This window comes from Mycobacterium sp. E136 (assembly GCF_001666865.1).
Lineage (GTDB): Bacteria > Actinomycetota > Actinomycetes > Mycobacteriales > Mycobacteriaceae > Mycobacterium.
The window spans coordinates 1-17,677 of record NZ_LZJE01000313.1; the positions used below are offsets into that span (position 1 = coordinate 1).

Genomic DNA, 17,677 nt, shown 5'->3' on the forward strand with positions numbered 1-17,677 from the left:
CTGCGGCCACATCCGAGGCGATTGCGGTTTATGCCGCGGCGTTGGGCCCCGACGCCGAACGTTACGGCGCCGCGCTCGGTGAGCCCCGGTTCGACGACGACGCCTGGGCGGGCAAGCTCGACGTTCTGCTCGATCTGAGGCCCGCGGTGGCGTCGTTCACCTTCGGCCTGCCCAGCGCCGAGGAGATACAGCGCCTGCGTGCGGCGGGTATCACGACGGTGGGCACCGTGACGACGTTGGCCGAGGCCCGGCAGGCCGTTGAGCGCGGCGTGGACGCGGTGGCCGTGCAGGGGCCCGCGGCGGGAGGGCATCGCGGGACCTTCGACCCGACCGCGCGGCCGTCCGACGTCCCGTTGGACGAGCTTCTGGCCTCGGTGATTGCCGACGTCGACGTGCCCGTCGTCGCCGCGGGAGGCCTGATGAGCGCCGACGACATCGACCGGGTGCGGCGCGCCGGTGCGGTGGCCGCACAACTGGGCACCGCGTTTCTTCTCGCCGACGAAGCCGGCAGCAGCGCCGTACACCGTGCCGCACTGCAAGACCGTTCCTTCACCGAAACGGTTGTGACGAAGGCATTCTCGGGCCGCTACGCGCGTGGGCTGCGCAACCGGTTCGTCGACGACCACGAAGACGAGGCACCGCTGGGTTACCCCGAGGTGCACTACCTGACCAGCCCGTTGCGGGCGGCCGCCGTGCGCGCGGGCGACCCGCACGGCGTGAACGTGTGGGCGGGTACAGGCTTCCGCGAGGCGAAGCCGGGTTCGGTGGCCGACATCATCGGCAGGCTCACCTGAGGGTCACTTCGGCGCGCTCAGCTCCAGCGCGATGTTGTCCGGGTCGCGGAACTCCAGGATGTACATCGGGCCGATGTCCTTAATGGGTTCGTGGTCGATGCCGAGATCGTTGAGATGGCTTTCGGCGGAATCGAGTTCGTCCTTGCTGTTCAGCCGGAACGCCACGTGGTCGAGGCCGGTGCGGTCCTCGTCGAAGGTGTCGGTTCCCACGGGCCGCAGAGCGACCAGGACGCCACCGAGGTCGTAGATGACGCCGCCATACAGGAAGCTCAACGCCTCGCGAGTGGCCGCATTGGCGCCCTCCGGAAGCTCGATGAACACGCGCCAGCCGAACACCGACTCATAGAACTCCCGCGACCGTTCGATGTCGGTGACCGTGAGCCGGAGGTGCGCGATGGACGTGGTGGTGATCGCCATGCCCCACATGCTGCCAGTCGTGCCAGAATCGCCGTCGTGCAAATCGGAATGACGATGCCGGTCATGGAACCCGACCTCGATGCGAAGACGCTCGAGACTTGGGCCCGCGTGATCGACGAAGGGCCGTTCTCGTCGCTGTGCTGGGGTGAGCGCATCGCGTTCGACAACCCGCATTCGCTGACGTTGCTCGGGGCGCTCGCCGCGTGGACCGAGCGCGTCCGGCTCGTGACCACCGTCATCGTCCCGCAGTTGCACGATCCCGTGATGCTGGCCAAGGCGCTGGCCACCGGAGACATGCTCTGCGGCGGCCGGCTGACGGTCGGTCTGGGCGTGGGCGGCAGGGAGGAGGACTACCGCGCGGTCGGCGCGGACCCGACCGGCCAAACAATGCGCGGGATGGCGGATCGTGTCGCGGTGATGCGCAGGGTCTGGGCGGGGGAAAAGGTCACCGAATCCGTCCTCCCGGTCGGTCCGGTGCCGGTTCAGCCCGACGGACCCAAACTGTTGGTCGGCACGATCGGGCCGAAGACCGTCCGTAGCGCGGCCCGATGGGCGGACGGGCTGGCAGGCACGACGCTCGATCTCGACGTCGACCGGCAGAACGAACTGTTCGACGTCGCCCGCACCGCGTGGGCCGAGGCCGGTAAGCCGGCACCGCACCTGGCGACGTCGTTCTGGTTCGCGATCGGCGAGGGTGAACAGCCCCGCGAGCAGGTACATCGACACTTGCGGCGGTACATGAACTGGATCCCCGGCGACATCGTCGACGCGATGGCGCCCACGACCGGGTGGGCGGGCACCGAACAAGAACTCATCGACGTTCTGAGCCGGTTCAAGGACATCGGTACCGACGAAATTCACCTGATTCCAACGAGTTCGGACATCGAGCAGGTGCGCAGGGTCGCCGAGGTGATCAGCGGGTTCGCTCCGTAGGGCGGTTGGCGCCTCGATGAGCCGCAGTGGCAGGATGGGCCTGTCGGGGAAGTCGTGAGGGTCGCGTCGCGTTGAACTGCAATACGAGTGTTCACAGCAGCGGCGGGGGCAGATTGCCGAGAGGAAATCACGATGACGATGACAGGATTCAAGAGGTTAGCGGCCGGAGCCGTGATGGTCGGGGCGCTGGGATTCGCCGCAGGCCTCGGCGCGGGCCAGGCCGTTGCCGACGACTACTGGTGGAATCCGCCAGGACCGGGACATATCGTCCCACCACCAGGGCATATCGCGCACATCCCGGGGGTTCCGCCGCCCGGGCACATCGCCCATATCCCCGGCGTTCCGCCGCCCGGACATTGGGACAAGCCCTGGAAGTGGTGGAGGTGACCCGGGGCCGCCGCTAGAACTTCAGGTGGTGGCTGGTGTCGCCGACCTGGTCGATGAAGATGGTGCGAGTGTCGAACCACCACGTGCCGTCGATGCGATGGAACGTGTCGCGGTAACGGCCGGTCACGATGACCTGCAGAGGTAGGTCTGGTGTCGCCTGCGTGACGCAGTAGTAGGCGCTCCCGTGGGCGGTACCGGCCTCGTCGTCGACGTGCACGGTGACGTTCGTGGTCAGGTGTTTGGTTCTCGGTGTGCCGTCGTCGTAGAGGCGCACCGCCATCTCGAACATCTCGCGCGCCCTGTTCGCACCCTCGAACACCGTGTCCGGCGGTCCGTTCTCGACGGCGTTGATCCGCCCGTGGGCGAACAGTGCGCCGACTCCCTCGAGGTCGCCGGCGTCAATCCGCTCGGCGTAGGTGTAGACGAGATTCTCGATCTCGCGGGCGGAGTCGCTCATCGGCGAGTAGACAACCAGCACCGATGTGTCGTGTCAACGATCGCTGGTGTCGGGGTCGTCGCTAACCTCATGCGATGGCTACGAACTGGTCGCCGAGCAGGCTGGGCAATCTGAGCGGACAGCGGATCGTCGTCACTGGCGCGACGAACGGTGTCGGGCTGGCGACGGCGCGGGCGTTGGCCGGTGCGGGCGCGCACGTGATCCTCGCTGTGCGCAACCTCGAACTCGGCGCGCAGCGGGCGGCGGAGATGGGCGGAGACACCTCGGTGCTCAAACTCGACCTCGCCGATCAGTCGTCGGTGCGCGCCTTCCCCGAGTTGCTCGAGGGCGACGTCGACATCCTCATCAACAACGCGGGCCTCGTCGCGCAGAACCGGCGCGAGACGGACGACGGTTTCGAGATCACGCTCGGCACCAACTTCCTCGGACCGTTCGCGTTGACCAACCTGCTATTTCCACGGGTGCGCTCGAAAATCATCAACGTGGGCTCCGACGCGCACAAGTCGGCGACGTTCAACTTTGACGACCCGCATCTGCGCTCGAGCAAATGGTCGGCGTTCCCGGCCTACGCCCGCTCGAAGCTGGCCGTGATGTTGTGGGGGCTGCAGCTCGACCGCCGGCTGCGTCAGGCCGATTCGCCGATCAGCAGCTTCCTCACGCATCCCGGCTGGGTGGCGTCCAACCTGTCGAACGTCTCGGAAAAGCCGGTCATGGCCGCGTTTCACGGGGTGGTCAAGACGGTGGCGCGGGTGCTCGCCAACGATCTCGACGCGGGCGCCGCGCCGACGTTGTACTGCATCACCGAGCCGATCCCGCCCGGCAGCTATGTCGGCATCGACAGCCGGTACGGCCTGAAGGGTGGGCCGACGCTGAGCGGTCGCGGCGCGGTCGCGTGCGATTACGACGACGCCCGCAGGTTATGGGAATTCGCGGAGAAGGAAACCGGCACCAGCCTGCCGGTATAGTCAGCCGCTCGCGATCTACGCGACGGGCAGCACGAGACGCGCCTTCGCTTCTCAGGTTCGTCATCCGTTGGTATATGAACGTACTCAGGCGCAGTACAGCGAATTCACATACAGCAGAGTTACTTTGGTATTACCCCTCTCAATAAGCATGGAGGTGAGAGGTAATGAGGATTGGATCACTCGCCGCTCTTTTTACGTCCGGAGCCGTCGCGGCCGTTATCTTAACGCCGGTGGCGCAGGCCGCACCCACGGCAGAGCCCACAGCTAGATCCGTTCAATCCGTTGGTAATCAACAGATTCAGCCATCCCCGATGAGATGCACCACCACCAGAGTGGCAAGCATGTGCATGTCACCCGGTAACGCACAGATCAACGACTCCCCGCCGTTCGTCGACAACTATCCGATGTACGGCTACTTCCCGTGGATACTGTGACCGGCATCCTCTACCGGACTTATACGCAAGTGCTGATTCTACCGATTGCGTTGGGGCGGTCGACGTTTGATGAGGTCGTGTTGACCTTCCGGGAGGACACCACATGACCATCGATGATCACCGCGCTGACGAGCTCAACGCGAACGAACCACTTGATGCGCTGCTCGATCCGCGTGCTCGACCGACATCAAGCCTCGAAAGAGTCGATGAACGTGAGTTCGCCGGTGGCATTCCGCAAGTGCGCGCGAATGTTCCGTCGTTTCGGCTCGGTCGGCGGTGGGTCAACGGCTTATGGTTGGTGCTACTGGGCTGCGTCGGGATCGTGATCGCCGTCCTGGTAGCAAGACAGTTGCGGCAGTACGACTGGATGCAACGCTTCATCATCGAGTATCCGGGTACCGCAACAACTTACGCACCGGCGGTAACATCAGGTTTCCCCGCCTGGCTGCGCTGGCAGCATTTCTTCAACATCGTGTTCATGATGTTCATCATCCGTGCTGGGCTGCAGATACTCGCCGACCACCCACGGTTGTACATGAACTCAGGATGTCGGCCGGGTTCCGAATGGTTTCGGATGCGCGGCCCGGTTCCACCCGACCGGATGGACAAGAGCAACCCGTCGCGGGTGTGGACGTCGAAAGATGACGCCGTTGCGCTTCCGAAGTGGCTGGGGATACCGGGAATCCGCCATTCGATCGGGTTGGCGCGCTGGTGGCACTTCAGCTTTGACCTGTTGTGGTTGCTCAACGGCGTGGTGTTCTACGTGCTGCTGTTCAGCACGGGCCAGTGGCAGCGGCTCGTGCCGCAGTCGTGGACCGTCTTTCCGAACGCGTTGTCCACCGCGGTGCAGTACGCCTCCCTCGATTTCCCGGCCAACGCGGGTTTCACAACGTACAACGGCCTGCAAATCCTGGCCTACTTCGTCACAGTGTTCATTGCGGCGCCGTTGGCCCTAGTCACCGGCTTGCTCCAAGCGCCGGCCGTGGCCGCGCGGTTCGGAACTGGCCGTGGTGTGCTGAACCGGCAGGTGGCGCGCACCGTCCACTTCGGCGTCCTATGTTGGATGCTGCTGTTCATCGTCTGCCACGTCACCATGGTGCTCGCCACCGACGCCGTGCAGAACCTGAACCACATCACTTTGGGGACCGATACGCGTTCAAACTGGGCGCTGGCGATCGTCGGGGCAGCCGCTGTGGTGGTGGTGTTGTTATGGCTCATCGCGACTCCACTGACCATCCGGTACCCCAGGCTCGTCCAGAGCACCGGCCGGTTCATCGTCGGCTGGGCCAAGGATCTAATGGAACGCACGACCTCGCGAGCCAGCTACCAGGAAAAAGACATCACACCCTACTTCTGGATGAACGGTCGGTTGCCAGACTCCGAGTACTACCGGCGGCTGCAGCGATCCGGATGGTCGGAGTACTCCCTGCGTGTCGAAGGGCTCGTCGAGAATCCGGTGCGCTTGTCCTATGAAACCCTGCTGGCGATGCCGAAACGGGAGCAGATCACCCAGCATTACTGCATTCAGGGTTGGTCGGGGGTGGCCAAGTGGGGCGGGGTCGGCATGAGCGACCTTCTCGACATCGTCCGTCCGCTTCCTACGGCGCGGTGGGTGGTGTTCTACTCCTTCGCCGACGGCGCCGAACCGAACACCGGTAGGTACTACGCCTGCCACAAGATCGAGCACATGCGCTCGCCGATGGCGATGTTGGCCTACGAGATGAACGGCCAACCGCTCAGCGAGGCCCACGGCGCGCCGTTGCGAGTGCGCAATGAACTCGAACTTGGCTTCAAACAGGTCAAATGGGTTTCGGCCGTCGAGTTCGTGGCAGATATTGGCGACATCGGATGGGGGCACGGCGGCTATAACGAGGACCACGAGTACTTCGGATATCGCATGCCGATCTGACCTACGACGTCCATCCAGGCATCCGTAACGGCCGTCGACTCGGCTGACGGGTTGATCCCCGGTAGCGGATGCTTGCAACCGACCGATTAGCGAAGTATCCGAGTATTTCTCGAAGTCGCGATTTGATGCAGCCCCATTAACGTCTTGACGGCTGATCACGAAGTGGTGACTGAGTGCCCCCGGCAGGATTCGAACCTGCGGCCTTCTGCTCCGGAGGCAGACGCTCTATCCCCTGAGCTACGGGGGCGCGTGAACAACGGCGCCGATGGGCCTGCACAGCCTAACGCATCCGAGTCACCGGAAACGGATTCGGGGGCTGATCACCCCAGACCATAGGATGGACCCTCGTGACCCCCGCCGATCTGGCCGACCTGCTCAAGACCACCGCCGCCGCGGTGCTGGCCCAGCATGGGCTCGACACGTCAGCGCTGCCGGAGACCGTCACCGTCGAACGCCCCCGCAACCCCGAGCACGGCGACTACGCCACCAACCTCGCCCTTCAGCTGGGCAAGAAGGTCGGCGCCAACCCGCGCGAGCTGGCCGGCTGGCTGGCCGCGGCGCTGGCCGACACCGACGGCATCGCCGCCGCGGACGTCGCGGGCCCGGGTTTCGTCAACCTGCGCATCGAGGCCTCGGCGCAGAACGTGATCATCTCCGACGTCCTGGCGGCCGGCGCGGCCTACGGCAACTCAGAGGCGCTCGCAGGCCAGAACATCAACCTCGAGTTCGTCTCCGCCAACCCGACGGGGCCCATTCACATCGGCGGCACCCGCTGGGCCGCCGTCGGCGATGCTCTCGGCCGACTGCTGTCCACCCAGGGCGCCGCGGTCACCAGGGAGTACTACTTCAACGATCACGGCGCACAGATCGACCGGTTCACCAACTCCCTGATCGCGGCAGCCAAGGGCGAACCAACCCCCGAGGACGGCTACGCCGGCGACTACATCAAGGACATCGCGGCGCAGGTGCTGGCCAAGGAACCCGATGCGCTGGGGCTCCCCGCCGATCAGATGCACGAGACGTTCCGCGCCATCGGCGTGGATCTAATGTTCGCCCACATCAAGCAGTCGTTGCACGATTTCGGCACCGACTTCGACGTCTACACACACGAAGACTCGATGCACACCTCCGGGCGCGTCGACCAGGCGATCGCGCGACTCCGTGAAGCGGGCAGCATCTACGAAAAGGAGGGCGCAACCTGGTTGCGCACCACCGATTACGGCGACGACAAGGACCGCGTCGTCATCAAGAGCGACGGCGCTCCGGCCTACGTCGCCGCCGACATCGCCTACTACCTCGACAAGCGCGAGCGCGGATTCGACCTGTGCATCTACATGCTGGGCGCCGACCACCACGGCTACATCGCCCGCCTCAAGGCGGTGGCGGCCGCGCTGGGGGAGGACCCGGCCACGGTCGAGGTGCTCATCGGTCAGATGGTCAACCTCGTACGTGACGGTCAACCCGTCCGAATGAGCAAGCGAGCAGGCACGGTGATCACCCTCGACGACTTGGTCGAGGCGATCGGCGTCGACGCCGCCCGGTACTCGCTCATTCGTTCGTCGGTCGACAGTCCGATCGACATCGACCTCGAACTGTGGTCATCGGCGTCCAACGAAAACCCGGTCTACTACGTGCAATACGCACACGCACGGCTGTCTGCCCTGGCCCGCAACGCCGCCGAACTCGGCGTCGTCCCCAACGCCGAGAATCTGCAACTGTTGACCCACGACAAGGAAGGCACGCTGATCCGCAACATCGGGGAGTTCCCCCGCGTGCTGAAAATGGCTGCGGCACTGCGCGAACCGCACCGCGTCTCGCGATACCTCGAGGACCTGGCCGGCGACTACCACCGGTTCTACGACTCCTGCCGCGTGCTGCCCCAAGGCGACGAGGCGCCCGACGAACTGCATGGCGCGCGCCTGGCCCTGTGCCAAGCCGCCCGCCAGGTGATCGCGAACGGGCTTGGCATCCTCGGCGTTTCCGCTCCGGAGCGCATGTGATCGCCCATCCCGCCGGACCTCGGCACGCCGAAGAGGTGCACCACGCCGGTGCCCCGCCACGCCCGCAGTCACCGTCCGAACTTCTCCTGCTCGCGCCGAACGTCTGGCCGCGCAGCACCGCTCGCGACGCCGACGGCGTGGTGTCGATCGGCGGAGTTCCCGTGACCGACATTGCCGCGGAGTTCGGAACCCCGACGTTCGTAGTCGACGAAGACGATTTCCGGTCGCGCTGCCGCGAGATCGCCGCCGCGTTCGGTGGTGGTGAGAACGTGCGCTACGCCGCCAAGGCGTTCATGTGCACCGAGGTCGCCCGCTGGATCGCCGAAGAGGGCCTGTCGCTCGACGTGGCCAGCGGTGGTGAGATGGCCGTCGCGCTGGCTGGCGGTTTTCCTGCCGAGCGAATCGCGTTGCACGGCAACAACAAATCGGTCGCCGAGCTGACCGCCGCCGTCAAGGCCGGAATCGAGCACGTCGTGATCGACTCGATGATCGAGATCGATCGCCTCGACGAGATCGCCGGCGCTGCGGGCGTGGTCCAGGACGTCCTGGTCCGTGTCACGGTCGGCGTCGAGGCCCACACGCACGAGTTCATCTCCACCGCGCACGAGGATCAGAAGTTCGGGCTCTCGTTGGCAGCCGGCGCCGCCATGGACGCCGTACGCCGGGTGTTCGAAACCGATCATCTTCGGCTCAAGGGTCTGCACAGCCACATCGGCTCGCAGATCTTCGACGTCGCGGGCTTCGAGATCGCCGCGCATCGGGTGATCGGCCTGCTGCGCGACGTCGTCGCCGAGTTCGGCGTCGACAAGACCTCGCAGATGTCGATCGTCGACCTCGGCGGCGGTCTGGGCATCTCCTATCTGCCGCAGGACGATCCGCCACCCGTCGCCGATCTGGCGGCCAAGCTCACCGCGATCGTGCGCGACGAGTCGGCCGCGGTCGGGCTGCCCACGCCTCGGTTGGTGGTCGAGCCGGGCCGCGCCATCGCCGGTCCCGGGACCATCACGCTCTACGAGGTCGGCACCGTCAAGGACGTCGCCGTCAGCGCGACCGCCCACCGGCGATACGTCAGCGTGGACGGCGGTATGAGCGACAACATCCGCACGTCGCTCTACGGTGCGGAATACGATGTCCGGTTGATATCGCGGCAGACCGACGCCGAACCCGCCATCAGCCGCATCGTCGGAAAGCATTGCGAGAGCGGCGATATCGTCGTACGCGACACCTGGATGCCCGACGACATCCGGCCCGGCGACCTGTTGGGAGTCGCGGCGACCGGCGCCTACTGCTATTCGATGTCGAGCCGTTACAACCTGATCGGGCGCCCCGCCGTGGTGGCCGTGCGCGACGGGCAGCCCCGACTGATATTGCGCCGCGAGACGGTCGACGACCTGCTGAGTCTGGAAGTGAGGTAACGATGAGTGACTCCGAGAAACCCATCGGCGTAGCGGTCCTCGGCTACGGAAACGTAGGCAGCCAAGTCGTGCGGATCATCGAAGAGAGCGCCGAGGACCTGGCCGCACGGATCGGCGCCCCGCTGGTGCTGCGGGGTGTCGGCGTCCGCCGGGTGGCCGAGGATCGCGGTATCCCCATCGACAAGCTGACCGACAACATCGAGGAACTCGTCTCCCGCGACGACGTCGACATCGTCGTCGAGTTGATGGGGCCCGTCGAACCCGCGCGCAAAGCCATACTCGCGGCGCTGGAGCAGGGCAAGTCTGTCGTCACAGCCAACAAGGCGTTGATGGCCGTGTCAACAGGTGAGCTCGCTCAAGCGGCCGAAACCGCCCGGGTCGACCTGTATTTCGAGGCCGCGGTCGCCGGTGCGATTCCTGTCATCCGCCCGCTGACCCAGTCGCTGGCGGGCGATTCCGTCGTCCGGGTCGCGGGCATCGTCAACGGCACCACCAACTACATCCTCTCGGAGATGGACAGCACCGGCGCCGACTACATGGACGCGCTGGCCGACGCGAGCGCGCTCGGTTACGCCGAGGCCGATCCGACCGCCGATGTCGAGGGATACGACGCCGCGGCGAAGGCCGCGATCTTGGCGTCGATCGCCTTCCATACCCGCGTCACCGCCGATGACGTCTACCGTGAAGGCATCACCAAGGTCGCGAGCGCCGACTTCGAATCCGCGAAGGCGCTCGGCTGCACGATCAAGTTACTGGCCATCTGCGAGCGGCTCACCGGAGGTGAGGGGCAGCAACGGGTTTCGGCGCGGGTATACCCCGCACTGGTACCGCTGGATCATCCGCTCGCCGCCGTCAGCGGCGCGTTCAACGCCGTCGTGGTCGAGGCGGAAGCCGCAGGCCGCCTGATGTTCTACGGGCAGGGGGCCGGCGGTGCGCCCACGGCCTCGGCGGTGATGGGTGACCTCGTGATGGCGGCGCGCAACCGCGTGCACGGCGGCCGCGGGCCGCGCGAGTCAAAGTATGCGAAGCTGCCGATCGCACCGATCGGCTATATCCCGACCCGGTACTACGTGAACATGAACGTTGCCGACCGGACCGGTGTGTTGTCCGCTGTGGCAGCCGAATTCGGCAAACGCGACGTGAGTATTGCCCAGGTCCGACAGGAAAGCATGGTCGACGAAGGAGGCCAGCGCTGCGGTGCGCGGATCGTGGTGGTGACCCACCAGGCCACCGACGCCGCACTGTCGGAGACCGTGGCGGCGCTTGCCGACCTCGACGTCGTGGAGAGCATCAACAGCGTGCTGCGCATGGAAGGAACGACCGAATGAGCGCCTCAGCGCAGGCGGTGCACCAGCCCTGGCCCGGGCTGATCGCCGCATACCGGGACCGTCTCCCGGTCCAGGACAACTGGACACCGATCACCCTGCGCGAGGGCGGCACTCCGCTGCTGCCCGCCCCGGGACTGTCCGAACTGACCGGCTGCGCAGTGCATCTCAAGATCGAGGGGCTCAACCCGACTGGCTCGTTCAAGGACCGCGGCATGACCATGGCCGTGACCGAGGCCGTGGGCCGCGGCCAGCAGGCGGTGCTGTGTGCGTCGACGGGCAACACCTCGGCATCGGCCGCGGCGTACGCGGCCAGGGCCGGCATCACCTGTGCGGTGCTCGTGCCGCAGGGCAAGATCGCCATGGGCAAGCTGGCGCAAGCGGTCATGCACGGCGCCAAGATCATCCAGATCGACGGCAACTTCGACGACTGCCTGGAACTGGCCCGCAAGATCACCGCCGACTTCCCGACCGTGTCGCTGGTCAACTCCGTCAATCCGTACCGGATCGAAGGACAGAAGACCGCCGCCTTCGAGATCGTCGACGCGCTGGGCGTCGCGCCCGATGTGCACTCGCTGCCGGTCGGCAACGCCGGCAACATCACCGCGTACTGGAAGGGCTACACCGAATACCACCGAGACGGCGTCTCGGGTCGTCTGCCGCGCATGCTGGGCACGCAGGCGGCCGGTGCGGCGCCGCTGGTGCACGGTGAGCCGGTCAAGAACCCGGAGACCATCGCGACGGCCATCCGGATCGGCTCACCCGCATCGTGGGCCACCGCCGTGGAGGCGCAGCAGAAGTCCGACGGTCGCTTCCTGGCCGCCACCGACGACGAGATCCTGTCGGCCTACCACCTGGTGGCCAGCACCGAGGGTGTGTTCGTCGAACCGGCGTCGGCGGCCAGCATCGCGGGTCTGCTCAAATCGATCGAAGATGGCTGGGTGGCGAAGGGTTCGACCGTGGTGTGCACGGTGACCGGCAACGGGCTCAAGGATCCGGACACCGCGCTCAAGGGCATGCCGCCGGTCATCGCGGTGCCTGTGGATCCGGTCGCCGTCGTCGAGCAGCTGGGGCTGGGATAGCCGGTGACTCACGTACTGCCACCAGGACTGAGGGCCACCTCCGTGGTGGCGGCGTCCAGCGCGAACCTCGGCCCGGGCTTCGACAGCATGGGCATCGCCTTGAGTCTCTACGACGAGATTCTCGTCGAGACAACCGATTCCGGCCTGACGGTCGAGGTCGAAGGCGAGGGCGCGGGCCAGGTGCCGCTGGACGAGACCCATCTGGTGGTTCGGGCCATCCGGCGAGCGCTACAGGCGTTGGACATCAGTGTCCCGGGCATGACGGTGCGCTGCCGCAACGACATCCCGCACTCGCGAGGGCTCGGCTCGTCGGCCGCAGCGGTGGTCAGCGGGCTCTCGGTCGTCAACGGCCTTGCAGCACAGGCGGGTTCGACACTTCTGTTCGAGCGTGACCTGGTCCAGTTGTCTTCGGAGTTCGAGGGCCATCCCGACAACGCCTCGGCTGCGGTGCTCGGTGGCGGGGTGGTGTCGTGGACCGCGGGGGAGGAGTCCGCGCCCCGCTACGAAGCCGCGCCGATCCGGGTGCACCCCGATATCCGCCTGTTCGCCGCGATTCCCGACGAGCGGTCGTCGACCGCCGAGACCCGCGTGCTGCTGCCGGAGAAGGTCAGCCACGCCGACGCGCGGTTCAACCTGAGCCGGGCGGCGCTGATGGTCGTCGCCCTGACGACGCGGCCCGACCTGTTGATGCCGGCCACCGAGGATGTGCTGCATCAACCGCAACGTGCGTCGGCGATGCCCGGTTCCGCGGAATACCTGCAGGTATTGCGGCGTTGTGGAGTAGCAGCGGTGCTGTCCGGGGCCGGGCCTTCCGTGCTCGCGTTGAGTACGTCAGCGGAGCTGCCGACGGAAGCCCTGGAGTTCGGCATCGCGAATGGATTCACCGTCAAAGATATGACCGTGGGTGAGGGCGTCACCTGGACGTCGGGCGCGGCGGTCCGGAGCTGATCGCGCGAGAACAGCAATCACAGAAGCAACACGACACACATGTCTTTCTTGCTTCCCGTCCCGATGCGGGATATTCTCGCTGTCGTCCGGCAATCGCAGCGTCTCTACCTGCGCCGACACTAGGACACCACCAATTCTTCTCGTAGATGACGGTTCGCCGCACACCGGCGAAGTCCGCCCATCACCGTTGCAGGGGCAATGGTGGGGCCCATGCGTTCAGTGGATGGACTGATCGCACCGAATCCCCGCACGACTCGGTCTGCGAGGGAAAGAAAGGAAATCCGTGACTGAAACGGACCTGATCACGGCTGGGGGCAGCAGCGATAACGGCGAGCTGTCGAACCCCGTGAACTCAGACACCTCGACTTCTGCGGCGGCGGATTCGCCGAACGCCACGCCGAGCGCAGAGACCCCTCCGACCGCGGACGTCGCCTCTGGCAATCGCTCCGGCTCGCTGTCGACCATGGTGCTGCCCGAGCTGCGCGCCCTGGCCAAGGAAATCGGCGTCGAAGGCGCGTCCGGCATGCGCAAGGGCGAACTGGTCGCCGCAATCCGGGAACGGCGCGGCGAGTCCAACGGCCGCGGACAGACGTCCGCCGGTGGCGAGGCGCCCGCGCCGAACGAGGCCAAGAAGGCCGAGCCCGCCAAGGACGCGCCGAAAGAGTCGGCCGAAACCGGCGACTCCGACCGCTCGTCGAACACCGACACCGAGCAGCAGCCCCGGCGCCGGGAGCGTCGCGGCGCGTCGCGCGGAACCGGCGCACCCGACGGCTCGGGTAACCAGAACGACAACGCCGCTCAGGACACCAAGTCCAACGAGCGCCAAAACGATCAGCCCAACAAGTCGGACGCCAAGTCCGAGGGCGATCAGCAGCAGGGTGGCCAGAACCGCGGCGGCGGCAACAACAGCAACAACAACAACGATGACGACGGCGAGGGCCGCGGCGGTCGTCGGGGTCGCCGATTCCGGGACCGCAGGCGCCGTGAGCGTGGCGGAGACGGCGGTGGGGACCGCGACACCGAACTGCGCGAGGACGACGTCGTTCAGCCCGTCGCGGGCATCCTCGACGTGCTCGACAATTACGCGTTCGTCCGCACCTCCGGCTATCTGGCCGGCCCGAACGACGTGTACGTCTCGATGAACATGGTGCGCAAGAACGGTCTGCGTCGCGGCGACGCCGTGACCGGTGCCGTGCGTGTGCCCCGAGATGGAGAAGGCGGCGACAAGAACCCGCGGCAGAAGTTCAACCCGCTGGTGCGTCTGGACACCGTCAACGGCAAGCCCGTCGACGAGGCCAAGAAGCGCCCGGAGTTCAACAAGCTCACGCCGCTCTACCCGAATCAGCGGCTGCGCCTGGAGACGACGACCGAGAAGCTCACCACCCGCGTCATCGACCTGATCATGCCGATCGGCAAGGGCCAGCGCGCGTTGATCGTGTCGCCGCCGAAGGCCGGTAAGACCACGATCCTCCAGGACATCGCGAACGCGATCACCACCAACAATCCGGAATGCCACCTGATGGTGGTGCTCGTCGACGAGCGTCCGGAAGAGGTGACCGACATGCAGCGCTCGGTCAAGGGCGAGGTCATCGCCTCGACGTTCGACCGGCCGCCGTCCGACCACACCCAGGCCGCCGAGCTGGCGATCGAGCGGGCCAAGCGGCTCGTCGAGCAGGGTAAGGACGTCGTCGTGCTGCTCGACTCGATCACCCGCCTCGGCCGCGCGTACAACAACGCGTCGCCGGCCTCGGGTCGCATCCTGTCCGGTGGTGTGGACTCGACCGCGCTGTATCCGCCGAAGCGGTTCCTCGGCGCGGCCCGCAACATCGAAGAGGGCGGCTCGCTGACGATCGTCGCCACCGCCATGGTGGAGACCGGGTCGACCGGTGACACGGTGATCTTCGAGGAGTTCAAAGGCACCGGCAACGCCGAGCTCAAGCTCGACCGCAAGATCGCCGAGCGGCGCGTCTTCCCGGCCGTCGACGTCAACCCGTCCGGCACCCGCAAGGATGAGTTGTTGCTTTCGCCGGACGAGTTCGCGATCGTGCACAAGCTGCGTCGAGTGCTGTCCGGTCTGGATCCGCATCAGGCCATCGACCTGTTGATGAGCCAGCTGCGCAAGACCAAGAACAACTACGAGTTCCTTGTGCAGGTCTCCAAGACCGCGCCGGGGTCGATGGACGCCGACTAGATCTCAGCGATTTCGGTGCGCTAGCAGTCGCTCAGCGAGTGTTAGCGCACCGAAGCCACTCACTGGTAGGGATCGGCCCGCAACCCCGGCATGACATAGCGGCGCAGGTGTCGAAGCACCGCGTCGCCGTCGCTGGGGTCGAGCGTCTTACCGGGCACCGTCGCAAGCGAGATCAACACGCGGGCTAGCCATTCCGAGGCCTCGGCGATATCCGTGTCGGGGTGGATCTCGCCCGACTCGCGCGCGGTGACCAGATAGCGTGACCAGAAGTCGGCCAGGTCGGGCACCAGCCCCTGGACACCGGCGCCTGCGCAGGCGGCGAATTCCTCGGGCTCGTCGATGCGCAGCTTCATCAGTAAGGCGCCCGGGTCGTCGTACGCGGTACGCCCGTGCAGAATGCCGGCGGCGATCTGCCGATCGAGGCCTTCCACGCGTTCGAGCATCGCGTGTGCTTCGGACCAGTAGGCGTTGTTGAGCCGGACGATCGCTGCGCCCAGTAAGGACACCTTGTCGGGGAAGTGGCGGTAGAGCCAGCCGCGGGACACGCCGGCGACCTCGGCCACCTCGGATACGGTGGTCGCACGAATTCCCTTGGCGCGCAAACATGTCTCGGCCGCGTCGATCAGGTGATCGCGGACGTTCTTGGTGGCGGCGCCGCTCGTCACCAGGTGGACTCCTCCATCAAACTCGCCCGCCAATGGGCCGGTCGGAGCATTGTGTCATGGTAGACACATTCGCGAATCTGTTCACGGTCGAGAGGTGAGCCATGGCGGACACACTCCAGCAGCTGCTCAACGAGCGCGCCGATCGCGACACCATCGCCATTCGGCATGGAGACCGGACCTGGACCTACCGCCAATACGTGGACGAGGCCAAGACGCAGGCCGCCGCACTGATCGCGGCCGCCGATCCGGACCGGCCCCTGCACGTCGGCGTGCTCCTTGGGAACACGCCCGACATGCTGATCGCGCTCGCGGCAGCCGGACTCGGCGGCTACGTCGTGTGCGGCATCAACACCACGCGACGCGGTGAGGCGCTCGCACGCGACGTGATCAAGGTGGACTGCCAGTTCCTGATCACCGATGCCGAGCATCGCTCCCTGCTCGACGGCTTGGATCTGCCGGGCGTCACGGTGTTCGACACGTCGAGCACCGGATGGTCCGAGTTCCTCGCCGGTGCTCCGCCGTTCGCCCCGCACCGGGAGGTCGCGGTCGACGACACGTTCATGATGATCTTCACCTCCGGCACCAGCGGCGATCCCAAGGCCGTTCAGGTCGCCCACTTGATGGTGTTGTTCGCGGGCAACGCGCTGGCCGAAAGGTTCGACCTGACCGAGGACGACGTCTGCTACCTCTCGATGCCGATGTTTCACTCCAACGCAGTGGTCGGCGGCTGGGCGCCCGCACTCGTCGCCGGGGCGGCAATGGTGCCGGCTAAGTTCTCCGCGTCGCGGTTCCTGCCCGACATCCGCCGCCACGGCGTGACCTACATGAACTACGTCGGCAAGCCGCTGGCCTACGTGCTCGCAACGCCCGAGCAGCCCGACGACCGCGACAACCCGCTGCGCGTCGCGTTCGGCAACGAGGCCACCGACCGCGACATCGAGGAGTTCGGCAGGCGCTTCGACGTCACCGTCGACGACGGTTTCGGCTCGACCGAGAACGCGGTGATCATCACCCGCACGCCGGACACCCCGAAAGGTTCGATCGGACAAGGCTTTCCGGGCGTGGCGATCTACAACAGCGACACCGTCACCGAGTGCCCGGTCGCGGAGTTCGACAAGAACGGCGCGCTGACCAACGCCGACGTCGCGATCGGCGAACTGGTCAACACCGACGGCAGTGGGCTGTTCCGCGGCTACTACAACGACCGCGGCGCCACCGACGAGCGGATGCGCCACGGTATGTACTGGTCAGGCGACCTGGCCTACCGCGATGCCGCCGGGTTCATCTATCTGGCCGGGCGCACCGCCGACTGGATGCGGGTCGACGGAGAGAACCTCGCGACCGCGCCCATCGAACGGATCCTGCTGCGGCTTCCGGCGGTCAACCGCGTCGCGGTCTATCCGGTGCCCGACGAACTCGTCGGCGATCAGGTGATGGCGGCGCTCGTGCTGCAGGACGACGCCGACATCGAGCCGGAGATGTTCGAGGAGTTCCTGGCCGCTCAGCGCGACCTTTCGCCGAAGGCCTGGCCCCGCTACGTGTGGATCGCCGACGACCTGCCCTGCACCGCGACCAACAAGATCCTCAAGCGCGAGCTGGTCGCGCGGGGCGTCACACCCGACGGCAGGCGGCTCTGGCGGCGCGACGGTGGGAGATACCACCAGTACGGGTGACAGACGACCGGCCGCGGTGGGGTGCTGTGGAATACCGGCCGCTGCGCACGCGTTTAGGCACTTGGCGGTTGAGCTGGCATAA

15 protein-coding genes and 1 tRNA gene are annotated in these 17,677 nt (G+C 66.2%); 12 read left to right on the top strand and 4 right to left on the bottom strand.

The genetic code is table 11. The annotated features are described in order from the left end of the window. On the top strand, window positions 1-794 hold a 794-nt coding region (locus A5698_RS20100), incomplete at its 5' end, for a nitronate monooxygenase (protein ID WP_068300410.1). 3 nt (window positions 795-797) lie between these two features. On the opposite strand, the gene A5698_RS20105 is transcribed toward A5698_RS20100, so the two are convergent. Further along, window positions 798-1,211: a VOC family protein gene (locus tag A5698_RS20105; protein WP_068300450.1), complete on the bottom strand. Its 414-nt coding sequence runs from the start codon at window positions 1,209-1,211 to the stop codon at window positions 798-800. 48 nt (window positions 1,212-1,259) lie between these two features. Here A5698_RS20105 and A5698_RS20110 point away from each other — a divergent pair, with 48 nt between their 5' ends. Beyond that, the gene (locus A5698_RS20110; protein ID WP_068300411.1) at window positions 1,260-2,144 is read left to right on the top strand and encodes an LLM class flavin-dependent oxidoreductase; all 885 of its coding nucleotides are present in this window, start codon (window positions 1,260-1,262) and stop codon (window positions 2,142-2,144) included. A gap of 132 nt (window positions 2,145-2,276) precedes the next feature. Beyond that, window positions 2,277-2,531 carry a hypothetical protein gene (locus A5698_RS28165; RefSeq protein WP_084792538.1) on the top strand — a complete coding sequence of 85 codons (255 nt, stop codon included), beginning with the start codon at window positions 2,277-2,279 and terminating at the stop codon, window positions 2,529-2,531. A gap of 13 nt (window positions 2,532-2,544) precedes the next feature. Here the strand turns inward: A5698_RS28165 and A5698_RS20115 are convergent, their stop codons facing one another. Next, window positions 2,545-2,988, bottom strand: coding sequence for a nuclear transport factor 2 family protein (locus A5698_RS20115; protein WP_068300454.1), 444 nt, complete (start codon window positions 2,986-2,988; stop codon window positions 2,545-2,547). A gap of 74 nt (window positions 2,989-3,062) precedes the next feature. Between A5698_RS20115 and A5698_RS20120 the strand changes: the two genes are divergently transcribed. Next, window positions 3,063-3,953: an SDR family NAD(P)-dependent oxidoreductase gene (locus A5698_RS20120; protein ID WP_068300413.1), complete on the top strand. Its 891-nt coding sequence runs from the start codon at window positions 3,063-3,065 to the stop codon at window positions 3,951-3,953. A gap of 537 nt (window positions 3,954-4,490) precedes the next feature. Continuing rightward, complete coding sequence (locus A5698_RS20125) at window positions 4,491-6,296, top strand: molybdopterin-dependent oxidoreductase (RefSeq protein WP_084792536.1); 1,806 nt, start codon at window positions 4,491-4,493, stop codon at window positions 6,294-6,296. 174 nt (window positions 6,297-6,470) lie between these two features. Here A5698_RS20125 and A5698_RS20130 read toward each other — a convergent pair. Further along, a tRNA-Arg gene (locus A5698_RS20130) sits at window positions 6,471-6,543 on the bottom strand. Window positions 6,544-6,643: 100 nt separating this feature from the next. Between A5698_RS20130 and argS the strand changes: the two genes are divergently transcribed. The 6 genes from argS to rho all read left to right on the top strand — a co-directional run bounded on the left by argS (window position 6,644) and on the right by rho (window position 15,257). After that, the gene (gene argS / locus A5698_RS20135) at window positions 6,644-8,296 is read left to right on the top strand and encodes an arginine--tRNA ligase (protein ID WP_068300416.1); all 1,653 of its coding nucleotides are present in this window, start codon (window positions 6,644-6,646) and stop codon (window positions 8,294-8,296) included. A gap of 35 nt (window positions 8,297-8,331) precedes the next feature. Continuing rightward, entirely contained in the window at window positions 8,332-9,711 is a 1,380-nt protein-coding gene (gene lysA / locus A5698_RS20140; RefSeq protein ID WP_197506845.1) for a diaminopimelate decarboxylase, read from the top strand. 2 nt (window positions 9,712-9,713) lie between these two features. Further along, window positions 9,714-11,039 carry a homoserine dehydrogenase gene (locus A5698_RS20145; RefSeq protein WP_068300424.1) on the top strand — a complete coding sequence of 442 codons (1,326 nt, stop codon included), beginning with the start codon at window positions 9,714-9,716 and terminating at the stop codon, window positions 11,037-11,039. Next, window positions 11,036-12,118 (top strand): threonine synthase, encoded by a 1,083-nt coding sequence (thrC, locus tag A5698_RS20150; RefSeq protein WP_068300428.1) that lies wholly within the window; start codon window positions 11,036-11,038, stop codon window positions 12,116-12,118. Before A5698_RS20145 ends, thrC begins: the two co-directional genes overlap by 4 nt. A gap of 3 nt (window positions 12,119-12,121) precedes the next feature. Continuing rightward, on the top strand, window positions 12,122-13,066 hold the full coding sequence (gene thrB / locus A5698_RS20155) for a homoserine kinase (RefSeq protein WP_068300430.1): 945 nt from the start codon (window positions 12,122-12,124) through the stop codon (window positions 13,064-13,066). Window positions 13,067-13,349: 283 nt separating this feature from the next. Continuing rightward, window positions 13,350-15,257 (top strand): transcription termination factor Rho, encoded by a 1,908-nt coding sequence (gene rho, locus A5698_RS20160; RefSeq protein ID WP_068300432.1) that lies wholly within the window; start codon window positions 13,350-13,352, stop codon window positions 15,255-15,257. A gap of 59 nt (window positions 15,258-15,316) precedes the next feature. Here rho and A5698_RS20165 read toward each other — a convergent pair whose 3' ends face one another. Beyond that, window positions 15,317-15,922 (bottom strand): TetR/AcrR family transcriptional regulator, encoded by a 606-nt coding sequence (locus A5698_RS20165; RefSeq protein WP_068300433.1) that lies wholly within the window; start codon window positions 15,920-15,922, stop codon window positions 15,317-15,319. A gap of 101 nt (window positions 15,923-16,023) precedes the next feature. Between A5698_RS20165 and fadD1 the strand changes: the two genes are divergently transcribed. Beyond that, the gene (fadD1, locus tag A5698_RS20170) at window positions 16,024-17,595 is read left to right on the top strand and encodes a fatty-acid--CoA ligase FadD1 (protein WP_068300436.1); all 1,572 of its coding nucleotides are present in this window, start codon (window positions 16,024-16,026) and stop codon (window positions 17,593-17,595) included. The last annotated feature ends 82 nt before the right edge of the window (window positions 17,596-17,677 follow it).